Origin of the sequence: Bradyrhizobium yuanmingense, assembly GCF_900094575.1 — a bacterium.
Classification (GTDB): Bacteria; Pseudomonadota; Alphaproteobacteria; order Rhizobiales; family Xanthobacteraceae; genus Bradyrhizobium; species Bradyrhizobium yuanmingense.
The window spans coordinates 696,809-718,507 of the sequence record NZ_FMAE01000004.1 but is presented as its reverse complement, the minus strand read 5'-3'; the positions used below and the strand labels follow the sequence as shown (position 1 = coordinate 718,507).

Annotated in this window: 18 protein-coding genes; 8 read left to right on the top strand and 10 right to left on the bottom strand. The window is 65.2% G+C overall.

Annotated features, from left to right (window positions below):
* Nucleotides 1-106 precede the first annotated feature (106 nt).
* Both GA0061099_RS16940 and GA0061099_RS16935 read right to left on the bottom strand, forming a co-directional pair.
* The gene (locus GA0061099_RS16940) at nucleotides 107-1,246 is read right to left on the bottom strand and encodes a cysteine desulfurase family protein (protein ID WP_036022920.1); all 1,140 of its coding nucleotides are present in this window, start codon (nucleotides 1,244-1,246) and stop codon (nucleotides 107-109) included.
* A 52-nt stretch (nucleotides 1,247-1,298) separates the two neighbouring features.
* Nucleotides 1,299-2,489, bottom strand: a complete 1,191-nt coding sequence (locus tag GA0061099_RS16935) for an acyltransferase family protein (protein WP_036022919.1) — start codon at nucleotides 2,487-2,489, stop codon at nucleotides 1,299-1,301.
* Nucleotides 2,490-2,678: 189 nt separating this feature from the next.
* Between GA0061099_RS16935 and GA0061099_RS16930 the strand changes: the two genes are divergently transcribed.
* Nucleotides 2,679-3,518 carry a LytTR family DNA-binding domain-containing protein gene (locus tag GA0061099_RS16930; protein WP_074447903.1) on the top strand — a complete coding sequence of 280 codons (840 nt, stop codon included), beginning with the start codon at nucleotides 2,679-2,681 and terminating at the stop codon, nucleotides 3,516-3,518.
* A gap of 348 nt (nucleotides 3,519-3,866) precedes the next feature.
* Nucleotides 3,867-4,514: an alpha/beta hydrolase gene (locus GA0061099_RS16925; RefSeq protein ID WP_025036034.1), complete on the top strand. Its 648-nt coding sequence runs from the start codon at nucleotides 3,867-3,869 to the stop codon at nucleotides 4,512-4,514.
* Between the two features lie 10 nt (nucleotides 4,515-4,524).
* Here GA0061099_RS16925 and GA0061099_RS16920 read toward each other — a convergent pair whose 3' ends face one another.
* The 3 genes from GA0061099_RS16920 to GA0061099_RS16910 all read right to left on the bottom strand — a co-directional run bounded on the left by GA0061099_RS16920 (nucleotide 4,525) and on the right by GA0061099_RS16910 (nucleotide 6,750).
* The gene (locus GA0061099_RS16920) at nucleotides 4,525-4,848 is read right to left on the bottom strand and encodes a DMT family transporter (protein WP_036022913.1); all 324 of its coding nucleotides are present in this window, start codon (nucleotides 4,846-4,848) and stop codon (nucleotides 4,525-4,527) included.
* 4 nt (nucleotides 4,849-4,852) lie between these two features.
* Nucleotides 4,853-5,548 (bottom strand): glutathione S-transferase family protein, encoded by a 696-nt coding sequence (locus GA0061099_RS16915; protein ID WP_036022917.1) that lies wholly within the window; start codon nucleotides 5,546-5,548, stop codon nucleotides 4,853-4,855.
* A 98-nt stretch (nucleotides 5,549-5,646) separates the two neighbouring features.
* Nucleotides 5,647-6,750: an anhydro-N-acetylmuramic acid kinase gene (locus GA0061099_RS16910; RefSeq protein ID WP_036022911.1), complete on the bottom strand. Its 1,104-nt coding sequence runs from the start codon at nucleotides 6,748-6,750 to the stop codon at nucleotides 5,647-5,649.
* A gap of 166 nt (nucleotides 6,751-6,916) precedes the next feature.
* On the opposite strand from GA0061099_RS16910, the gene tyrS reads away from it, so the two are divergent.
* The 3 genes from tyrS to GA0061099_RS16895 all read left to right on the top strand — a co-directional run bounded on the left by tyrS (nucleotide 6,917) and on the right by GA0061099_RS16895 (nucleotide 10,137).
* On the top strand, nucleotides 6,917-8,170 hold the full coding sequence (gene tyrS / locus GA0061099_RS16905) for a tyrosine--tRNA ligase (RefSeq protein ID WP_036022909.1): 1,254 nt from the start codon (nucleotides 6,917-6,919) through the stop codon (nucleotides 8,168-8,170).
* A gap of 56 nt (nucleotides 8,171-8,226) precedes the next feature.
* Nucleotides 8,227-9,498: an MFS transporter gene (locus GA0061099_RS16900; RefSeq protein WP_036022907.1), complete on the top strand. Its 1,272-nt coding sequence runs from the start codon at nucleotides 8,227-8,229 to the stop codon at nucleotides 9,496-9,498.
* A 228-nt stretch (nucleotides 9,499-9,726) separates the two neighbouring features.
* Nucleotides 9,727-10,137 (top strand): DoxX family protein, encoded by a 411-nt coding sequence (locus tag GA0061099_RS16895; RefSeq protein WP_036000011.1) that lies wholly within the window; start codon nucleotides 9,727-9,729, stop codon nucleotides 10,135-10,137.
* A gap of 86 nt (nucleotides 10,138-10,223) precedes the next feature.
* Here GA0061099_RS16895 and GA0061099_RS16890 read toward each other — a convergent pair whose 3' ends face one another.
* Nucleotides 10,224-10,463 carry a hypothetical protein gene (locus GA0061099_RS16890; RefSeq protein WP_036022906.1) on the bottom strand — a complete coding sequence of 80 codons (240 nt, stop codon included), beginning with the start codon at nucleotides 10,461-10,463 and terminating at the stop codon, nucleotides 10,224-10,226.
* Nucleotides 10,464-10,527: 64 nt separating this feature from the next.
* Here GA0061099_RS16890 and GA0061099_RS16885 point away from each other — a divergent pair, with 64 nt between their 5' ends.
* A complete protein-coding gene (locus GA0061099_RS16885) occupies nucleotides 10,528-12,222 on the top strand; it encodes a methyl-accepting chemotaxis protein (protein WP_074447902.1) in 1,695 nt (564 codons plus the stop codon).
* A 156-nt stretch (nucleotides 12,223-12,378) separates the two neighbouring features.
* Here the strand turns inward: GA0061099_RS16885 and GA0061099_RS16880 are convergent, their stop codons facing one another.
* Nucleotides 12,379-16,185 (bottom strand): YhdP family protein, encoded by a 3,807-nt coding sequence (locus tag GA0061099_RS16880; RefSeq protein ID WP_036022902.1) that lies wholly within the window; start codon nucleotides 16,183-16,185, stop codon nucleotides 12,379-12,381.
* A gap of 195 nt (nucleotides 16,186-16,380) precedes the next feature.
* Between GA0061099_RS16880 and GA0061099_RS16875 the strand changes: the two genes are divergently transcribed.
* Both GA0061099_RS16875 and GA0061099_RS16870 read left to right on the top strand, forming a co-directional pair.
* Nucleotides 16,381-17,082, top strand: coding sequence for a peroxiredoxin (locus GA0061099_RS16875; protein ID WP_074447901.1), 702 nt, complete (start codon nucleotides 16,381-16,383; stop codon nucleotides 17,080-17,082).
* Nucleotides 17,083-17,193: 111 nt separating this feature from the next.
* A complete protein-coding gene (locus tag GA0061099_RS16870; RefSeq protein ID WP_193375177.1) occupies nucleotides 17,194-18,549 on the top strand; it encodes a M23 family metallopeptidase in 1,356 nt (451 codons plus the stop codon).
* Here GA0061099_RS16870 and GA0061099_RS16865 read toward each other — a convergent pair.
* The 3 genes from GA0061099_RS16865 to prfB all read right to left on the bottom strand — a co-directional run bounded on the left by GA0061099_RS16865 (nucleotide 18,536) and on the right by prfB (nucleotide 21,663).
* Entirely contained in the window at nucleotides 18,536-19,513 is a 978-nt protein-coding gene (locus GA0061099_RS16865; RefSeq protein ID WP_081492891.1) for a DMT family transporter, read from the bottom strand. The genes GA0061099_RS16870 and GA0061099_RS16865 overlap by 14 nt on opposite strands.
* A gap of 134 nt (nucleotides 19,514-19,647) precedes the next feature.
* A complete protein-coding gene (locus GA0061099_RS16860) occupies nucleotides 19,648-20,529 on the bottom strand; it encodes an NAD(P)-dependent oxidoreductase (RefSeq protein ID WP_036022899.1) in 882 nt (293 codons plus the stop codon).
* 2 nt (nucleotides 20,530-20,531) lie between these two features.
* A protein-coding gene (prfB, locus tag GA0061099_RS16855; RefSeq protein WP_100213427.1) for a peptide chain release factor 2 occupies nucleotides 20,532-21,663 on the bottom strand; the annotation gives its coding sequence in 2 pieces (ribosomal slippage) (nucleotides 20,532-21,593 and nucleotides 21,595-21,663; 1,131 coding nt in all).
* Nucleotides 21,664-21,699 lie beyond the last annotated feature (36 nt).

Sequence of the window (21,699 nt, the reverse complement as noted above, 5' to 3'; positions counted from 1 at the left end):
TCCGCTCGCGGTTTCAAGGACCGCGGTGGATCAAACTCGGACGAGTATTACGATATTTCTCTGCGGAAAGCACGGGCTTAGAACCGTTCAAGCCGTGTTTCATCGCTCAACCCTTAAGTAGGGTATTACCAAGCTTTCGCCAAGCCTCTAACGCCCTATTGATGTCCGCCGGTTCCGTGGACCAGCCCAGACTGAGACGCACCGCTCCCTGGGCCACCGCGGGATCATAGCCCATCGCGGACAGGACGTGAGAGGGCTGGACCTTTCCGGAGGAACAGGCGGAGCCGGAGGAGACCGCGATGCCTTCCAGATCGAAGCCGATCACGGCGGTTTCGGCCTTCAAGCCGGGCGCCGTCAAGAGGACGGTATTTGGTAACCGCGCCACGTCTTTCGCAAAAACGGTCGTCCCGGGAACCTCGCGAAGGCCATTTTCCAAGCGATCTCTGAGACTTGCCATATGCTTCACATCCTCCGGCAGAGCCTGAAGCGCAGCCTTCACCGCGGCCCCAAAGGCGGCGATCCCGGCTACGTTCTCGGTTCCGGCCCGGCGGTTGAACTCCTGCCCGCCGCCCCGCAGCACCGGCTCCAGCCCGCCGATTCCTTCGCTCATCACCAATGCGCCGACCCCCTTGGGCCCGCCAATCTTGTGCGCAGAAAAGGTGGCAAGGTCGGCGCCTACCGTGTTGATATCAAATGGCATTTTGCCCAGCGCCTGGATCGCATCGACATGGAGCAAGCCGACGGCCTCGTGGACGATCCTTGCAGCCTCCGTGACGGGCTGAAGGGCGCCGGTCTCGTTGTTGGCGGCCATGATCGAGACCAGGGCCGGCGGGCCGCCCTTCAGCAGCGCCTTCAAATGATCGAGGTCGACCAAGCCGGAGCGCGTGACCTGGATCAGCCCGATCTTGTCCGCCGGGAACCGGCCGCCGGCCAGCACCGAGGCGTGCTCGACCGCCGAGACCAGCAGCCGCTCGACGGGTGCGCCGGACGGGCCCCGCAAACCCGGCGAGAGCGCCAGCGCATTGGCCTCGGTTCCGGCGGAGGTGAAGACGATGTTGCGCGGCTGCGCCCCCACCGCGGCGGCGAGTGTCGCGCGGGCTTCTTCGACCAGCCGCCGCGACTCCCGCCCCTCGGCATGGACCGAGGATGGATTGCCGACCAGGTCGAAGGCCGCGACCATCGCCGCCCGCGCCTCGGGGCGCAGCGGCGTGGTCGCATTCCAGTCGAGATAGACACGGTTCGGCATCTGGCCCTCTTAGCACCTTTTGTCGTCCGGCCAATCGGACGGCGTGCGCTCGTCAGGCCGGCTGCTGCTCCATCCTCGCAACACTTCGCGGCACCGCGCGCAACCCGAACAGCGGCCGCAGCCAGGCAACGCGCCGGACGATCTCATAGGTCGCCACACATGTGAGCGCAGTCCCGACGATGACAATGGACGCTTCGGTCCCGGCCGACAGACCGCTGCCATGCAATTGATGCGCGATCACGATGATCGCGGTCTGATGCACGATGTAGTACGGGAAGATCGCATCGGTGAGATAGCGCCGCGAAGGGCTGTCGGCTGTGAGATAGCGCCGGGCAAAGCCCAGCACGGCGGCGATCGCGAGCCATTGATAGCAGCCATAGGCCGAGGCGGCGAACCACTTCAGCATGGGCGATGGCGCAAACAGGCCGGCGCGTACCAGGATGAAGCCAGCGAAACAGGCGGCGGCCGCCAGCAGGGCCGCCCAGCGCTGGCGCTCGAGTTCGCGCCAGATCCCCTCCTGCTTGGCCAGCAGGAAACCGATCAGGAAGGCTGTCGCGTGGTCCGCGTGGTTGTACCAGTCGCCGAACAGCGCGTGCGTCGACGGGAAAGCCGGGAACAGCACCAGCCGCCAGGCCGCATAGAGCAGGCACGGCGCGATCAGGAGCCATGGGCCGGTGAGCACGCGAGCCAGCTTTCGGCCAAGCCAGTCAGCGCCGGCCGGCCATAGCGCGAGCACGCCGATCAAGGCCATCGTGTAGACCCACAGATAGACCACGAACCAGAGATGGTTCCAGGTCGGCAATACGATGCACGGGTTCGGACAGAACTGCGCGCCGAAGGCAAAGTAGTGCCTGGTGTAGAAATCGAAGAAGCCGGCGGGATAGCCGAGGCTTTCGACGATCTGGAGATAGGCCTGCGGCGGCACGATCACGAGCATGCCGAAGATGAGCGGGATCAGGAGCCGCGCCGATCGCGCGCCGGCAAGCGAGGCCAGGCTGGACTTGCCGAGCATGAAGCGGGTGGCAACCCCTGATACCAGGAACAGCAGCGACAGCCGCCATGGGTTGACGAACAGCATCACGGGTTCCAGCCAGGTCAGCCGGTGCGCGCTCTTGATGTGGAATCCCCAGGACACGTAGAGCATGCCGACGTGGTAGAAGATGAGCAGCCCGAAGGCTAAAATCCGCACCCAGTCCAGTGCGATACGCCTTTCAGAGCTTTGAGATTGCTGTGGTGTTGTCATGGTTTTCTGCTCCTTGACGGGACGACGAACGCGGTTTTCGAGCCATGGCTGACCGAAATGGCTGACACCGAAAATGCTCCACCTGGGGCCCGCGTCGAGCCGGTTTGGGATCAGAATCGGACCCGAGGGGATGAGCCGCCGGCAGCTGGGACGAGTCGCGGCTATTTCGGGATCAGCGGCGGCGACCGGATGATGTTCGCAGCGATCGCGGCCGTCGCGCTCGTGATCGGAGTCGTCAATGCGTTTTCGTTCGCTCAGGACGCGGCCTGGCGCGGCGACAGCTACGACATCGGTCGGCGGCTGTTCTGGGAGATGTCGAGCATCGCCGTCATCCTGCTGTTGCTGCCGATCCTGGTCCTGGCGGTCCGCCGCATGCGCCGGACACAAGGCCTCGCGGCACAGGCGGCCATCGGGGCGATCGCCCTGCTCGGCTTCTCCACCCTCCACATCACCGGCATGGTCTGGGTGCGAAAGCTCGCGCTCTGGCTCGCCGGCGGCGCCTACGATTTCCGTTTCTCGCTCGCGACGGTCCTGTACGAATTCCGCAAAGACGCCGTAGCCTTTGCCCTGATCGCCGCCACGATCTGGCTGCTCGAGAGCCGGCGTGAGCTGAAGAGCGCCGCAGTCGCATCATCGGCGCCGCCCACCCCCTTGCTGCCGTCGTCACCCGATCTGATCTGGCTGCGCGACGGCACCAGCCGCATCCGCGTAGTGCCTCGCGACATCCTCTGGGTCGCGTCCGCCGGCAACTACATCGAATACAGCCTCGCCGACGGCACCCAGCACCTCATTCGGGGCACGCTTGCTGCGGCGGAAAGCGAGCTGGCGCGCTTTTCCATCGTTCGCGTCCACCGGACCAAGCTTGCCAATCTCGACCGGGTGCGCGGCGTGGACCTCAAGCCATCAGGGGATTTCGAGCTCGCCTTCGACAACGGCCAGACGCTCGGCGGCAGCCGGCGCTACCGGCCGGCAGTCGCCTCGCTCGGAAGCCGAACCGCGCCAGCGGGAATCGCCCCCAGCGATCCCTAAACAATCGTGATTTCAATGGGTTGAATACTGCCCTCCGGCAGGACGGCCGGCTCTTGCCGTGCTTCGGCTGATTCAGGCAGGTCCAGGTCGCGGGAGGCAAGCTAGAGATGACATTGCGATGACCGGCTAAGCGCTTGAGCGGATTGAGAGATGTCGAAGAAGCTTGCTTTTTGACCCTGGCCTTGTGTTAGAAGCGCGCGTCAGTTCACCCGCGCGCCACTCGCGCATCATCCGAGGGCGCGCCTCTCCACCCTTCATCCGTGCACTCGTCGGCGGCAACGCTGCGAGAGCCACAATCGGACGATTGCGCAGGGATCACCTCCAAGGGACTTAAATCAGAGATCATCGATGCCTGAAGTCATTTTCACCGGCCCTGCCGGCCGCCTCGAGGGCCGCTATCACCCGGCCAAGCAGAAGAACGCGCCGATCGCGATGATCCTGCATCCGCATCCGCAGTTCCACGGCACGATGAACCATCAGATCGTGTACCAGTGCTACTACGCCTTCGCCCATCGCGGCTTCTCGGTGCTGCGCTTCAACTTCCGCGGCGTCGGCCGCAGCCAAGGCTCGTTCGACCACGGCACCGGCGAATTGTCGGACGCGGCCGCCGCGCTCGATTGGGCGCAGACCATCAATCCCGAGGCGCGCGCCTGCTGGGTCGCCGGCTTCTCCTTCGGCGCCTGGATCGGCATGCAGCTCCTGATGCGCCGACCCGAGGTCGAGGGCTTCATCTCGATCGCTCCGCCGGCCAATCTCTACGACTTCTCGTTCCTCGCGCCCTGCCCGTCCTCAGGCCTGATCGTGCATGGCGAGAAGGATGCGGTGGTGCCGCCGAAGGACGTCAACACGCTGGTCGAGAAGCTGAAGACCCAGAAGGGCATCGTGATCGATCAGCAGATCATCCCCGGCGCCAACCACTTCTTCGACTCCAAGCTCGAGCCGCTGATGGAAACCATCACGGCGTATCTCGACATGCGTCTGGCCAACGTGCGGTGAAGACTGCCGCTCAAGCCAGCTTGAGCGCGACGATCCCCATCAAGACGAGCGCGATGCCGACAAGCTTCATCGCGCTCAAACTCTCGCCGAACAATACGACGCCCATGATGAAGGTGCCGGCCGCGCCAATGCCGGTCCACACCGAATAGGCGACGCCGACCTCGAGCACCTTCAAGGCGCGCCCGAGCAGGAATACGAAGGCGGCAAGCAGCACGAGCGAAACAACGCTCCAGCCTGCCCGCGTGTAGCCTTCGGCGTACTTCATCGAGATCGCCCAGCCGACGTCGAGCGCGCCGGCGATCATCAGCAGCAGCCAGGCCATTGATTGCGACATGCGCTCAGGCCGCAAGCTTGAGCAGATGCGCGTCGTGACGAACGAGGAAAGCGCGCAGCAATTGCGGATAGTCTTCGCCGACGGCAGTGCGGACACTCGGACGCTTCGCCAGTTCGGCGCGCCAGGCACGGACCTTCGGCACATCGCGGAAGATGCCGTGCTCGGTCAGTTCGTCGAACAGATCGAAGTAACGGAAGACAGGTGCGAACACCGCATCGACCAGACTGAACGCCTCGCCGGCGAAGTACGGGCCCGCGCCGAGCGCGGCCTCGACCCGCGCGAATTTTGCCGCGAGTGCCTGGCGCTTGCTCTCGAAGATCGCCGGATCGGTCGTGGTTTCCAAGCCCCAGAGGTCGCCGAGGATCGCCGAGCCGAACTCCATCCAGGCGCGGTGCTCGGCGCGCTTCAGCGCGTCGACCGGATGCAGCTTCGCGCCGCCTTGGGTTTCCTCGATGTATTCGCAAATCACGTTGCTCTCGAACAGCGCGACCTCGCCCTGCTCCGTCGTCACCACCAGCACCGGCACTTTGCCGAGCGGCGAGAGTTTTAGAAACCAGTCCGGCTTGTGGGCGAGGTCGATGTCGATCCGCTCGAACGGCACGCCCTTCTCCCTCAGCGCAATCACGGCGCGCTGCACGTAGGGACAAAGCTTGTGGCTGATCAGTTTCAGTGAAGCGGGCGTATTAAGCGACGATGTCATGGCAACGATCCCGACGGTTAGATGCAATTGCATCCAATATAGATGCATCTGCATCCACTCGTCAAGATCAATGCAATTGCATCAACCGAGCGTGATCGTCACGGTCGCGCGATTACCCCGCCGGTCATCGGCATCGGCACGCCCGTGGTCGCGGGATAAGACAGCGGCAGCCCCTTCATGCCGCGGACGGCGAGAAAGCCGAAGGCCTGGGCCTCGATGGCGTCGGAGGCCCAGCCGAGCGTTTCGGCCGCCTCGACTGTGGCCGAGCCCACCCGCTCCCGCAGCATCCGCAGCATGGTGAGGTTGCGGGCACCGCCGCCGCAGACGATCCAGCTGCGCGGCCGCCGCGGCAACAGCGGAATGATGCGGGCGATCGCGGCCGCGGTGAAGGCAGTCAGCGTCGCCGCGCCGTCGGCAGGCAGCACGTCGCCGAGCCGCAGAGCCGCAAAATCGTTGCGGTCGAGCGATTTCGGCGGCGGACTTGCGAAGAACGGCAGCTCCAGCGCCCGCGCGATCCAGGTCTCATCGACCTTACCGAGCGCGGCAAACTTTCCTTCGGCATCGAACGCCTGGTTCATGCTGCGGTACATGAAATCGTCCAACAACGCGTTGCCGGGCCCGGTGTCGCAGGCAATCAACGCATCGTTGCGGTCGATATAGGTGATGTTGGAGACGCCGCCGATATTAACCACGACGGTCGGCCCTTCGCGCTCCAGCGAATGGGCGAGCGCGCGGTGGTAAACCGGCACGAGCGGGGCGCCCTGCCCGCCAGCCTCGACGTCGGCGGCGCGGAAGTCGTGCATCACGGGAATATGGATGGCCCTTGCGAGCGCCGGCGCGTCGCCGATCTGCACCGTTAGCCGCCTCTCGGGCCGGTGCAGCACGGTCTGGCCGTGGAAGCCGACAATGTCGACGTCCTCCGCCCTCATCCGATTCTGGGCGAGGAAGGCCGCGACCGCTTCGGCATGGGCCTGCGTCACCGCACGCTCGGCATCGCCCAGACTGCCCGGGCGGGCGTCGCGTTGCTGCAGATGCACGGCCTCGCTCAGCGCCTGGCGCAGCAGGTTGCGCTCGGCCGGGCCGTAGGGCCGGTAACCGGACGCTCCGAACGCCTTCACCTGTTTTCCGTCGGTCTCGATCAGCGCGACATCCACCCCGTCCAGCGAGGTGCCGCTCATCAAACCGAGTGCCGTCAACATCATGGACCAGCATCCTCAAGAGACCCGCGCTGGCATGCCGATCTTGTGCCAGAGGGGCACATCTTATAATGCCAACGCGCCAAGTGGCGGGCGGCCAACCGGGTTCCCGCGGAAGACCCTTAAATTGCCCCCAAAACGGTAAACCAAGAATTGTCAGGCACGCCGACAGATGACTGCATTTAAATCGGATTTCCTCAACACCCTGCAGGAACGTGGATTTATCCACCAATGCTCCGATTTCGAGGGGCTGGACGCGCTCGCCGCCAAGGGCGAGGCCACCACCTATGTCGGCTACGATTGCACCGCCCGCTCGCTGCACATCGGCAATTACCTGACCATGATGATGCTGCACTGGCTGCAGCAGTCCGGCAACAAGCCGATTACGCTGATGGGCGGCGGCACCACCATGGTGGGCGATCCCTCCGGCAAAGACGAGACGCGCGCGATGCGCACCATCGCCGAGATCGAGGCCAACAAGGAATCGATCCGCGGCGTGTTCGCCAAGGTGCTGCGCTACGGCGAAGGCAAGAGCGACGCGGTCATGCTCGACAATGCGGAATGGTTGACCAAGCTGAACTGGATCGAGATGCTGCGCGACGTCGGCCGGCACTTCTCGGTCAACCGCATGCTGACCATGGATTCCGTGCGGCTGCGCCTCGAGCGCGAGCAGGAAATGAGCTTCATCGAGTTCAATTACATGGTTTGCCAGGCCTACGACTTCGTCGAGCTGGCCAAGCGCACCGGCTGCCGCCTCCAGATGGGCGGCTCGGACCAGTGGGGCAACATCATCATGGGCGTCGATCTCGGCCGCCGCATGGGCACCCACCAGCTGTTCGCGCTGACGACGCCGCTGCTGACGACCGCCTCGGGCGCCAAGATGGGCAAGACCGCGCAAGGCGCGGTGTGGCTCAACGCCGACCAGTTCAGCCCTTACGACTTCTGGCAATACTGGCGCAACACCGAGGACGCCGACGTGGGCAAGTTCCTGAAACTGTTCACGACACTGCCGATGGCCGAGATCAGAAGGCTCGAGGCGCTCGGCGGCTCGGAGATCAACGAGGCCAAGAAGGTGCTCGCAACCGAAGCGACCGCGCTGCTGCACGGCCGCGACGCCGCGAAGGAAGCCGCCGAGACCGCGCGCCGCACCTTCGAGGAAGGCGCGCTCGCCGAAAGCCTGCCGACCGTGGAAATTCCGCGCGGCGAGCTCGATGCCGGCCTCGGCGTGCTCAACGCCTTCGTCAAGGCCGGCCTCGTCGGCTCCAACGGCGAAGCCAGGCGCCAGATCAAAGGCGGCGGCCTGCGCGTCAACGACGCGCCCGTGACCGACGAGAAGATGGCGCTGTCGGCAGGCCATCTGACGCCGGAAGGCGTGATCAAGCTGTCCTTTGGCAAGAAGAAGCACGTGCTCATCAGGCCTGCATAGGCGTATGAGCTTTTCACTGCTTGTCAGGGCGCACGGATGCGCGCTCCCTGACGGCAATGAAACAGGACAGGCCCAAGGAAACGAAAGCGGAAACGGGCAAGGAAAGGGTCGGCGGCGCCCGGCGGGACGCGGTGCGCACCGCACTCGTCGTGCTCGGCCTCTGCTTCACGCTGGCTGTTCTTGGCCGGGGCTTGAGCGAGAGCTTCACGGTCTTCCTCAAGCCGATCTCCGAAAGCCTCGGCTGGGATCGCGCCCAGGCCGTCTCGATCTACTCCCTCACCTGGCTCGTCAGCGGCATGACTGCACCCCTGGTCGGGCGCCTGTTCGATCATTCCGGGCCACGCCTCGTCTATGCGCTCGGCTTGCTCCTGCTCGGTTCGGCCTTTCTGATCGCGAGCCAGGCGCAAGCGCTCTGGCAATTCCAGCTTTCGATCGGCATCTGCGTCGGCATCGGCGTTGGCTTCATCGGCAATGTGCCGAACTCGATCCTGCTCGGTCGCTGGTTCGGACCAAAGCTGCCGACCGCCATGGCGGTGGTCTATTCGGCGATGGGCGGCGGCGTGCTGGCCTTGCTGCCGGCCTCGCAGCTCCTGATCGATCATCTCGGCTGGCGCGAGACCTACCAGCTGTTCGGCTTTGCAGCGCTCGGGCTGCTGGCGCCGCTGCTGCTGCTGCCCTGGCGCATGTTCGCGGCCGGCTCGCCGCACGTCGCCAAGAAGAGCGATCCTGACTTCGTCGACAGCGGCTGGACGCTTGCGAGCGCGATGCGCCACCACGCATTCTGGGCGCTGTTCTCGACCTTCTTCTTCACCGCGGTCGGCATGTATGCGATCGCGGCGCAGATCGTGGCCTATCTGATCGACGCCGGCTTTCCGCCGCTCCAGGCTGCGACCGCCTGGGGCTTCTCCGGAATCGTGCTGGTGTTCGGCATGCTCGGCGTCTCCGCGCTCGACGGCCTGATCGGACGGCGGCCGTCGGTGCTGCTCAGCTACGCGATCTCGATTCTCGGCATCGTTCTGCTCTGGCTGCTGCAGTACTATCCGAACGTCATTCTGCTCACCGGTTTCGTCGTCTGCTTCGGCAGCATGATGGGCTCCCGCGGGCCGCTGATCAGCGCCACCGCCATGAAGATCTTTCGCGGCAAACGCGTCGGCACCATCTTCGGCACGATCTCGATCGGCAGCGGCCTCGGCTCGGCCTTCGGTTCATGGAGCGGCGGCCTGATCCACGATGCCACGCACGGCTACGATCTCCTGCTCGTCTTCGCACTTGCGAGCGTGATCCTCGGAATGATTCCGTTCCTGGTCGTCCCTGCTTTGCGGGAGTAGGTCTCCCCGACGTAACCTGCACACCCTGGTTTCACCGGAATCCTACGGACGAGCGCGAGGCGAACGTGCAAAAAAGAGGGTCGCGTGCAGCTGGTGGCGGCGCCTTGCGGTGTTTTGTCCGACATGACGAAAATGTCAGCGCTGAATTGATCCTGGTGGCTTGCGAGGCGGAAGCGAATGCGATCCAAGTCGCAGCATTGGGTCCAGCATTGGATGGAGGGCAAACCAATGGACTTTCCTTATCTCACTCGCTTTCAACCGGTTCTCCTGAGCCTGTTTCGCTTCATCACCGGCCTGCTGCTGTTCCAGTACGGCGTCGCCAAGCTGTTCAAGTTTCCGGCTGTCCCAATGTTCGCCAAGGTCGAGCTGATGTCGCTTTACGGCGCCGCCGGTGCGCTCGAACTGGTGCTTGGCGGGCTGCTCATGATCGGCCTGTTCTCGCGCCTCGCAGCCTTCATCTTGTCCGGTGAAATGGCTTTCGCCTACTTCATGGGCCACATGTTCAGGGGCGAGACGCCGATCTTCCTGCCGCTGCTGAACAACGGCACCCTGGCGATCCTGTTCTGCTTCGCCTGCCTGTATCTCTCGGCGGCGGGCGGAGGCCCGGTCAGCGTCGACGCAGCGATGGGCAAGAAATAGCCGCCGGACCGGCGGCGCATCCGCGCCCCGCTGAAGCACATCTCATCCGCTAAGCACGACGGCACCGGAAGATCTCCGGTGCCGTCTCAGCGCGCCCCCAGCACGTTCCAGATCAGAACGAGGGCGGCGACGAGCAGCAGAGACATGATGATGCGATGAACGAATCGATTCATTGCAGGTCCGTCCAGACGGTCTAGCTGCCAAAACCCAAGATCGATTCCCTTCTCCCGGAAGGACTGGAGCCCATCGGCAAGGCGATTTGCCTTGCACGATTGCGCACGCGCCTGCAAACGCTGTCCGCGCAGCAGGCCGCCGCATGCCTCCATTCATGATTGGTAAGAACTTCATGCTACCGGTGCGAGCAATAACAACCATTCCGTAGGGGCTGTGATGAAACTGCTGAGTCATTTGAAGATCCGCACCAAGCTTGCCAGCATGGTCTGCCTTGCGGCTCTCACGATCACAGCCATCATCGGCGTATCGGCTGTGCTCAGCAAGAGCCGGATGATGGAGGACCGCGTCGAGCAGATGCGGACCGCCGTCGAACTCCTCTACAACTACGCCCAAGCGCTCCAGGACGAAGTGACCGCCGGCAAGCTGACGCCGGCCGAGGCCAAGAGCCTGTTCCACCAGCGCGGCCGCCGCATGAACTTCAACGGCAACCAGGGCTATCCGGTGGTTTACAATCCGGACGGCTCCCTGGTCGTGAACGGCGCCAACCAGCAGCTCGAAGGCAAGATCACCGGCGCCAAGGATTCAAACGGCGTGCTGATCGCCGACGCCATCATCAAGGCCGGCAGCGAGACTGCGCAGGGCGGCGTCACCTCCTATCTCTACCCCCGTCCCGGCCAGACCGAGCCGGTCCGCAAGACCGTGTTCGCGCGCAAATTCGCGCCCTGGAACGTCATCATCAGCTACGGCCTCTATGTCGACGACATCGACGCCGATGTGCGCGCCTTGACGCTGGAGCTTGGCGCCATCGGCATCGGCCTGATGCTGCTGATGGCGGCGCTGTCCTGGCTGATCGCCCGCGACGTGCTCGGCGCGCTCGACCGTCAGAAGAACCGCATGCAGGCGATTTCCGAAGGCGCCATCGACAAGCCGGTCGAGGAGACCGACCGCGGCGACGAGATCGGCCGCATGGCCGAGACGCTCGAAATCCTCAGGCAGACCGCGCTCACGGCCCACACGCTGGAGGCCGAGCAGGTCGCGGCCAAGGCCCGCAGCGAGCAGGAGAAGCGCGAGGCCCTGATCGCCCTTGCCGACCGCTTCGATGCCTCCGTCGGCCAGCTCGTCGGCCTGATGGCCTCCGGCTCCGGTGAATTGGAGACCACGGCCAAGTCGATGTCGTCGACCGCCGAAGGCACCAATCGCCGCGCCGCCGTGGTCGGCTCGGCCGCCAATGAGGCCAGCCAGCGCGTCCAGACCGTCGCCTCCGCCGCCGAGGAGCTCTCCTCCTCCATCACCGAGATCAGCCGCCAGGTCGCGCAATCGGCCGAGGTCACGGGACGTGCGGTGGACAGCGCCCGCCGCACCGACACCATCGTGCGCGCACTCTCGGACGGCGCCCAGCAGATCGAGCATGTCGCCGAGCTGATCTCCAACATCGCGGCGCAGACCAACCTGCTCGCGCTCAACGCCACCATCGAGGCCGCCCGCGCCGGCGAAGCCGGCCGCGGCTTTGCCGTGGTCGCTTCCGAGGTGAAGTCGCTGGCGAGCCAGACCGCGGAAGCCACCCGCGAGATCGGCGACAAGATCGCCCAGATCCAGGGCGCCACCAAGGAAGCTGTCGATGCGATCGGCGGCATCACCGCCACCATCGAGGAGGTCAGCCGCATCGCCACCTCGATCGGCGCGGCCATCGAGGAGCAAGGCGCCGCCACCGCCGAGATCGCCCGCAGCGTCTCGCAGACCGCGGAGGCGACCAAAGAGGTCACCACCAATATCGGCGGCGTCTCCACCGCAGCCAACGAGACCGGCAACGCTGCCGGCATGGTGCTCGCAGCAGCCAGCAACCTCTCCAAGCAGGCCGAGCAGCTCTCCGGCGAAGTCGGAACGTTCCTGAAGGGCGTGCGCGCGGCCTGACGCCCCGCTCCAGCCTCAAAACGTTTGGCGCGAAAGCATCGCCACATTCGTCATGGCCGGGCTTGTCCCGGCCATCCACGTTTTTGGCCGCGCCGCACGAAGAACGTGGATGCTCGGGACAAGCCCGGGCATGACGAGCACCTGGGAATGTGGGGATTACCGCCGCGCGAGGGTGCAACCGCTCGACAGCTGGCGCGTCGATCCGGTCGAGCCGTCGTTCGAATGCGATGGGAATTCCTCGAATGGCGAGTTCTGCTTGCCGGTGTTGAACTCGAAGATCTTGCGGAACAGGCCCGGCGCCATCGCCGAGATCGGATTGACGCGCATCACGGGCGCGGCTGGCGTGCCGACGACCTCGTAGGTCACGCCGATCAGCCCCTCATTGTTGCCGCCACCGAGGAAGATGCCGAACAGCGGGATCTGGCCGAAGATGTTGTTGACGCCGTACATCGGCACGAAGGTGCCGCTCATGCAGACCTGGTTGCCGGGATAGTCGATCGAGCCCTCGATGGTGGCACCGATCATCGGCCCCTTGACCACGCCGTCACGGACCGTAAGCGCACCGTTCTGCCGCGTGAACTCGGCGCGAAGTGCGCTGAAGGAGACGCCATTCCCGGTCCCGTTCGGCGCGCCGGCGGCAACGCGTTCGAGCTGCGCCTCGCCCTTCACGGTGAAGTCGCGGACATTGATCAGGCCCTCGCGCGCGGCGTTCGGCTCGGAAGACGGCGGCTCCATCGCGACCACCATCTGGCCGCCGACCGCCTTGGTGTAGGTGTCGGTGAAACGCAGCAGCGCGCCGGCGTCGTTGGTCTGCAGGTAGATCACCTCGCGGTTGCCCTGGGCACGGCCGCCGCGCAGGTCGGCAGCGACAGGCGTGTCGCGGCCGATCTTGCCGCTCAGCGTGAACGCCTTGATGGCCCCATTGCGCTTCGACATCTTGGCATCGAGGCTGCGCATGGCCTCGCCGTTGAAGCCGGCGACGGCACCGAGCTTCACGTCGATGTCGAAATCGACGTTCTTCAGCTTGTTCTTGTCGTCCTTGGAATTGCCTGAGATCGCCGACTTCAGGAAGCCGCGGCCGTCGAACACGTCGCCACGCATGGTGCCGCGCAGCACACCGTCCTGGCTGCGCTCCACCCTGAGCGAGGCCTTGTCGCCGTCGGACGGCGCGTAGGTCGGGAAGTTCGCGTTCACGAGATCGCTGTTCGCGTCGAGCTCGAGCGAGCCCTTGATCGAGGCGCCGCCGCCTTCGATGACGATGTCCTCGAAACGCGTCGATTGCGCCGTCGGCACCACCTTGAAGCTGGCCTTGCCGGACTTGCCCGGCAGCTTGACCCAGCCGGGCAGGATGTTGTCGAGCCTGACCGAGGTCAGATCGGCCTCGACGCCGAGCTTCGTCGTCTGATCCGCGCCGCTCGCGATCTTGCCCGACAGCTTGATCGGCAACGATCCGATGACGGCGGGGCTGAGATCGAAGCCGAGCCGCGCGCGGCTGGCATCGTCCAGCGTCGCCTGCAGCCTGACATCCGCGTCGCCCTCAGCCGGCTTGCGATAATCGAGCGAGGCCGCCTGGCCGTTGATCTTGACGTCGCCCTTGACCTGATAGCCCTGGTTGTTGGCTGATATCTTGAGGTTGTTGGCTTCCAGCTTCTGGTTCATCACCAGCTTGTCGGCGGCAAAACCGTTGAGATCGGCGGTGACGGCGTAGGTGGTGTCGGCCTTGGTCAGCTCGCCCTTGACCGGCATGCCGAGCTGGATGTTCGCCGAGAACGTTCCCTTGCTGGTGTTGGGATCGACGACGGTCGCCGACAGGTCGCTCAGCCGATCATTGGCGAGCATTTCAGCGGCCGCGGGCACCGGCCCTTCCACACGGAACCTGCTCCGCGACGGCGACGGCTTGGGCGCCATGTCGGGCACCTCGAACACGAAATCGGAGATCGTGACCTTGCGGCCCGCGGGGGTATCGGCAATGCCCTGCCCGATGTTGACGGTCGCGGTGCGTCCGGTCACGCGCGCCTTCAGATCGGCATCGCGCACCACCGGCATGCCGTCCACGGGCCGGACCGCAACGCCGCTCGCCACGATGTTGACCGACAGGCCGTCGTCCGGAATGGGCGGACCCTTGCGCGGCAGGTTCCTGGTCGGCGAGTTGACGCCGATCTCGATGCGCTGGAGCGTGCCGCGCTCGATCCGTTCTATCACCCATTCACGCAATTCGGGGACGATCAGCGTCGGCCACATCCGCTTCAAGGCGGAGGCCGACATCGGCGTGCCCGCGAAACCGAGGGTGAGCCGCGGCTCGCCCGAATAGTCGAGGGCGCCGGTGCCGGCGACGCCGATCTCGCCGTTGGAGACGTCGGCCTGTGTCAGCAGGATGCGCTTGTGGTCGGCGTCGAAGCGGAAGCCGATCGCGATGCGGTTGAAGACGAGCGGCGGCTCGTTGTCGATGCCGCCGAGCAGGATCGAACCGCCGCTGAAGCCGAGCTGCCAGTCGTTGATGTTGCCGTTGGGTGGCTCGAGATGGGCCAGCAGCGTCAGGCGGTTCGCGCCGGAGAGAACCTTGAACGGCGCGACCAGCACCCGCCGGTTCGCATCCCACTCGACGTTGATCTCGGCCGAGTCGATTGCCATCGGGTAGTCGGGCGTGTCGGTATCGATGATATTGCCGGCGCCGGCCGCGATCTTGCCGCGGAAGAAGGTCGGCACGCCGTCGCGGCCGAGCTCGCCCTTGAGCTCGCCCGTCAGCGGCAGGTCGGCGGTGTAGGTGAGGTCCTTCACCCGCAGCGCCAGCAGGATGTTGGAGGTCGAGACCTTGTCGGCCTTGATGTCGACCGAGCGCACGCCATTCTCGGCCGGTCCGATCGTGGCGCGCAGCAGCCACGGACGCGCGCCCTGCTCGCCGAGGCTGAGCGCGACGCCGCCGCGGCTCGGCCGCCTCAGGCTGAGCGTGATGTTCTCGAACGACCATTTGCTGCCGCGCTGCTGATCGTCGACGATCAGGACGCCGTTTTTCAGACCGATCTCGTTGAGGTTCTGACCGTCGAGGCCCGTCATGCTCAGGCTGTCGAGCCAATCGAGGCCCTGAAGGATGCCGCTCTGCGCGGTCGCCTGCGGTGCGGCCTGCGATGCGTCCGGGCTCGCAGGCGCGGTCGCGAATGGCGGCGGGGGGACACCGCTGCGCGGGAATGTCGGCGGCAGGCCCGCATCCTTCTTGGACGCGACACCGGTCGCGAGCGGCTTTGCGGTGTCGCCGGCGGACACGGTGACGGTGCCATCGGGCGCAATGCGGATGGCGAGCTCGGCATCGACCAGGTTAAGACTCTCGGCACGCAGGTGCCCCATCAGGAGGGCCGCACCCGACAGCCTCACCTCGGCCTTCGGCGCGCTGGCGACGACGGCGTGATCGCGGTCGCGAACGATGATGTCTCGGATGCGGACGGCGACGCGGACCCGGCCGGCCCGCTCGATCTGAGTGCCGCCGACCTCAACGGTGTTGCCGTGGCCGATATTGTCCTCGATCGCGGCTGCGAGCCACGGCGTTGCGATGTCCAGACTGATGGGACCGGCACCGAGCCGCCACCACAGCGCACCGAAGCAGCCGATGAAAATGACGATGACGGTGGCGACGGCCACCGCCAGGCGCTTCAGCCAGCGTCCCCCACCCGTCCAGCGGCGCAGCGCGCTAAATCCACCACCGAAGCGAAGAAAGCCCGAACCGGAACGCGCCAGCAACCGGCGTGCGCGATTGCGCGCAGCCGCTTCCTGATCCGGATCCCAGTCGGCGTCGTCCCATTCCTGCGGCTCGAGTTGGCCGCCGCGCCGATCAAAATCCCGGTTGTAGTCCTGGGGCGACGTATTCCTTGCCATTGCCTCTCGATACAGGCGCCCGTCATAGGACTGAGCGCCGCCGGGACCGCAGCCGTTCGCGGGAAGTGATGCTCCCTGCGCCGGCACTGCCGCCATACCTCGAATATTCCTGCTGTTCGTCATTTCGCCCCGGGAGCGCGTTCAACGAGCAGTGGGGTGGTGCGTGGAATTCCTTGTAACCATACTCCGGCGTCGCCAGACTTGCCCAGCCGAGGGCACGATTCCGGCTCGCCGGACAAGAGCTGCAATACCGCTTCGGTTGACCTGCCGAAAGCGTCGAAAGGAAGGCGTATGTCCAAGAAATCCCGAAAGAAATCGTCCAAAACGCCCTCCGGCAGTCCGACCGCTGCAAAGAAGTCCGCAAAAACGCGGGCATCGACTCAAACAAGATCCGCGAAAACGCAGCGCACACCGGCACGCAAATCAGCTGCGACCGTAGCAAAAGCAGGATCGCATAAGGCCGCATCGAAACAGTTAAAATCCTCCAAATCCGCCTCTTCTCCGGCTGCCGCCAAGTCGGGCTTGAAGTCCGGCTTGGCCGAGGGCCAAAAGGCCCCGGCCTTCCGCCTGCCGCGCGATGGCGGCGACGTGGTCACGCTCGCCGACTACGCCGGCCGAAAGCTCGTCCTGTTCTTCTACCCCCGCGCCGACACCCCCGGCTGCACGCGGGAGGCGATCGACTTCACGCGCCTGGCGGGCGCCTTCGCGGCCGCCGGCACCGCCGTGCTCGGCATCTCCGCCGATCCGTTAAGGGCCCAGGAGAAGTTTCGCGACAAGCACAAGCTCGGCGTCCCCCTCATCTCGGACGAGACGCATGAGATGCTGGAGGCTTATGGGGCCTGGGGCGAAAAGTCCATGTATGGCAAGAGCTTCCTTGGGATCCTTCGCACCACGGTGCTGGTCGGGACTGACGGTAAAGTGGCGCGGATCTGGCGCAATGTCCGGGTCGATGGCCATGCCGACGAAGTGCTGGAGGCGGCAAGGAGCCTTTAACCAATCCTTTAAATTCGCGCGTTCCCATTTGCGGAAAATTAACCATGAGCGGCCCAGATTGCGGCGGCAATTGAGCCGCAAGGAACCCATCCGACCGGCGCGGGAGTGCCGATGTCGAAAAGTTCTGCCCAATACTCGCAGTACCCCCAACATCATCCTCACGATCACGGACGCGCCTTCCGGCGCCCTCTGGGTGCCCCGGCGGCGGTGACCGCGATTCCCCTGCCCGCCACCGACGATGCCTACACCATCGTGCATGCCGGCAAGCAGGTCCGCTTCGGACCCGTGGTGTTCTGGATCGTGGTCGGCACCGTGGTGCTGCTCGGGCTGTGGTCGGCCGCCACCGCCACCTATTTCGCGTTCCGTGACGACGTCCTGACCCGGCTGATCGCCCGCCAGGCCGAGATGCAATACGCCTATGAGGACCGCATCGCCGAGCTGCGCGCCAAGATCGATCGCACCACGAGCCGTCAATTGCTCGACCAGGAGCAGTTCGACCAGAAGCTCGATCAGATCATGAAGCGCCAGACGGCGCTCGAGTCCCGGGCCACGGCGCTCGGCGCCATGCCCGACGTGACCGGCTCGATTCCCCGCGCCGCTCCGCAGCGCAGCGATGCAAGCCCGACCACGCCAAAACCGTCGCCCATCAGCGACACCGTGATCTTCGTGGCGCCACCGGATCGCGAAGCGCGCCTCGAATCGCGCGCGCCGAGCGTTGCGGCAACGCCGACCAGCCAGTTCGCCAAGAACCGCGGTTTCGACAACGTGCTGGTCCGGCTCACGACCTCGCTTGATCAGGTCGAGCGGCGCCAGATGGCGACGCTCAACGCGGTCGAGGAAAGCATGGATTCGCGCATGCGCCGGATGCGCAGCGTGGTCAGCGACCTCGGCCTGAACCTTTCCCATCTCGAAGCCGCCGTGCCGCGCAGTGCGATGGGCGGACCGTTCGTCCCGGTCAAGCTGACGGCGAATGCCGGACCGTTCGAGAAGCAGCTCCACCGCATCCACACCACGCGCGCCGAGATGGACCGTCTCAACCGCACGCTGGCGTTGGTGCCGTATCGCAAGCCCGTCATTGGCGAGGTCGAGTTCACCTCGGGCTTTGGCGTGCGCAGCGATCCTTTCCTGGGTCGGCCTGCGATGCACACCGGCCTTGATTTCCGCGCCGCCAGCGGTGATCCCGTCCGCGTCACCGCCTACGGCAAGGTGGTTTCCGCCGGATGGTCCGGCGGCTACGGCCGCATGGTCGAGGTCGACCACGGCAACGGGCTTTCGACCCGCTACGGTCATCTCTCCGAGATCAACGTCAGGGTCGGCGAGACCGTGAAGATCGGCCAGGTCATCGGCCTCGTCGGCTCGACCGGCCGCTCCACCGGTCCGCATTTGCACTATGAGACCCGCATCGAAGGCGAAGCGGTCGATCCGCAGAAATTCCTGCGCGCCGGCGTGCGGCTCAGCGCGGGTTAGGCCCGCGCTTTTCAGTTTCGCAGCGCAGAGCTTCCCGAGAGCCAGAGATGGCGGCCGAGAGCTTGCGCAGTAAGCTGAATGCACGCCCATCAATCACCAGCAGCGCGCTGGCGATGACGATCGAGCCGGCGATCTCGCGGCCGGAGATCGGCTCATCCAGCACCAGCCAGCCCAGTAGGATGGCGGTGACGGGAATGAGCAGCGTCACCAGCATCACGTTGCTCGCACCCGAGCGCCGCACGATCTGGAAGAAGACGATGTAGGCGAGCGCCGTCGAAAGCCCGGCGAGCCCGAGCACGGCGAGCCAGGTCGTGAGGCTCGGCATCGGTAACTGCCAAGGCTGCTCCACGACGCCGGCGACGACCGCTATCATCACCGTGGATGACATCAATTGAAACGTCGCCGTCCCCAGCGGCGCTGCGTCCTTCAGCAAGGGCCGCGCAGCCAGCGCCGCAAAGCCGTAGCTCAGTGCCCCGCCGAGGCAGAGCAGAATGCCGAGCCCCTGTCCCGGCCTGGTCTCGAAGCCCCATCCGCGCAGCAGGATCACGCCGACAAAGCCCAACGCCACCCCGGCCAGGCGGCGCATCTGCAAGGCCTCCTGGCCCGCTGCAATCATCACGGCCACCGTGAACATCGGCGTGGTCGCGTTCAGGATCGAGGCCAGCCCACTCGGAATGAAAGTTTGGCCGATCGCGATCAGCGAAAACGGGACGACGTTGTTGAGCAGCCCGATCGCAATGAACGGCGCCCAGCCCGTCCAGCTCCTGGGAAAGCCGATGCCATGTGCGCGCAGTAGCGGCAGCAGCATTGCAGCGCCGAGCGCGACGCGCAAAAACACCAGTGTGAGCGGCGGCAATTCCCGCAAGGCTGCGCCGTTGAAGAAGAACGAGCCGCCCCAGAGGATCGAGAGCAGAGCGAGCAACGACCAGTCGCGTGCATCGATCCGGTGGTCATTGTCGGGCATGGGGTCTTACCTCAGCCCCATGGCCTAGAACGGTGCGATCAATGTCGCCACCCGATTTCTGACGAGGTCCCGGTTTACAAACCGATGCTCGGCGCGAATGGAGTGACTGAGGGGCACCGGTTAGCGCGGTTTGACTAGGATGGCTTCTTCGGCCGCGACACCAGCTCGATCATCCTGCCTTCATCATCGTCCGGCATCACCGCTTTCGCCTGCGCGTACGCCTCGACCGCGGCGCGCGCGACCAGCGGCTTGCCCGCGAGCAGGCTCTCGGCGAGCTTCACGGCGTAGGCGGCATCCTTGTGCCGCAGCGCTGCGGTGAAGGTCGCGCCGCTGAAATCGCGGGCGAACATGCGCTTGGAGTGACGCGCTACCTGCGGGCTTGCCGCGACGCCTGCCTGGATCGATTCCAGCACCAGGTTCATGTCGAGCCCGGCCTGCTCGGCAATCGCAAGGCCCTCGGCGAGGCCGGCGATCTGGATCGCGCCCATGAGATTGTTGATCAGCTTGTAGACCGTGCCGGAGCCGACCGCGCCGAAATGGCGGATGGTCGAGCCGATCGGCGTCAGATAGGGCCGCGCGCGCTCGAGATCGGCCGCGTCGGCGCCAACCAAGAGCGTCAACTTCCCGGCCGCCGCCGCGTCCGGCAATCCCGTCACCGGGCAGTCGATATAGATCAGCCCGCGCGCGTTGAGCTCGCGGCCCATCTCACGGGAATGGTCATAGGAGACGGTGGAGCATTCGATCGCGATGGTGCCGGCCTTCGCCGTCTTGGCGGCGCCGTCAGGCCCGAGCCAGACCGCGCGCGAGGCCTCGTCGTCGGCGACCATGGTCACGACCGCGTCGGCATCGATCGCGGCATCCTCCGGCGAGGTCGCCCAAATCGCGCCGCGCGCGATCAGGTCCTCGGCCTTTGCCTTGCTGCGATTCCAGATCGTTACCGTGAAGCCGGCATCGAGATAGCGGCCGGCCATGCCATGGCCCATCCGCCCAAGCCCGATGAAGGCGATTCGGGACATGGCTAGTCCACGTCCTCGACGTCGCCGGCGGTGGTGCCGAAGGCGCGCTGCGCCAAGGTCGCGGCCATGAACTCGTCGAGCTCGCCATTGAGCACGCCCGATGTGTCGGAAGTCTGCACGCCCGTGCGCAAATCCTTCACCATCTGATAGGGCTGCAGCACGTAGGAGCGGATCTGGTGGCCCCAGCCGATATCGGTCTTGGCGGCCTGGTCGGCGGCGGCTTTCTCCTCGCGCTTCTTCAGCTCGATCTCGTACAGACGCGCGCGCAGCATGTCCCAGGCCTGCGCCCGGTTCTTGTGCTGGGAGCGGCCGGCCTGGCAGACCACGGCGACGCCGGTCGGGATATGCGTCAGGCGCACCGCGGATTCGGTCTTGTTGACGTGCTGGCCGCCGGCACCGCCCGATCGCATCGTGTCGACGCGGACGTCGGATTCCTTGATGTCGATCTTGATGCTGTCGTCGATGACGGGGAACACCTGCACGCTCGAGAACGAGGTGTGCCGCCGCGCGTTGGAATCGAATGGCGAGATGCGCACCAGCCGATGCACGCCGGCTTCAGTCTTCAGCCAGCCGTAGGCGTTGTGACCGGAGACCTGGATGGTCGCCGACTTGATGCCGGCCTCTTCGCCCTCGGACTCTTCGAGATACTCGACCTTGAAGCCGTGGGTTTCGGCCCAGCGCGTGTACATGCGCAGGAGCATCTGCGCCCAGTCCTGGCTCTCGGTGCCGCCGGCGCCGGCATGGACTTCGAGATAGGAATCGAAGCGGTCGGCTTCGCCCGAGAGCAGTGCCTCGAGCTCGCGCCGCGCCACTTCCTTCTTGAGGTTCTTCAGCGCAGCTTCGGCTTCGGCGACGACGCCGTCATCGCCCTCGGCCTCGCCGAGCTCGATCATGCCGATGTCGTCTTCGAGCTCCTGCTCGACCTTGCCGATGCCTGAGAGCGCATCCTCAAGCGAGGTGCGCTCCTGCATCAGCTTCTGGGCTTTCTGAGGGTCGTTCCAGAGATTGGGATCTTCTGCGAGCTTGTTCAGCTCAGCGAGGCGCGCCGTCGATTTCTCGACGTCAAAGATGCCTCCTCAGCAGCCCGACTGACTGCTTGATCTCTTCTACCAACCGTTCGATTTCGGCGCGCATGTTGTTCTCTGTCTTGCGGAATCCCGCGTGCAGTTC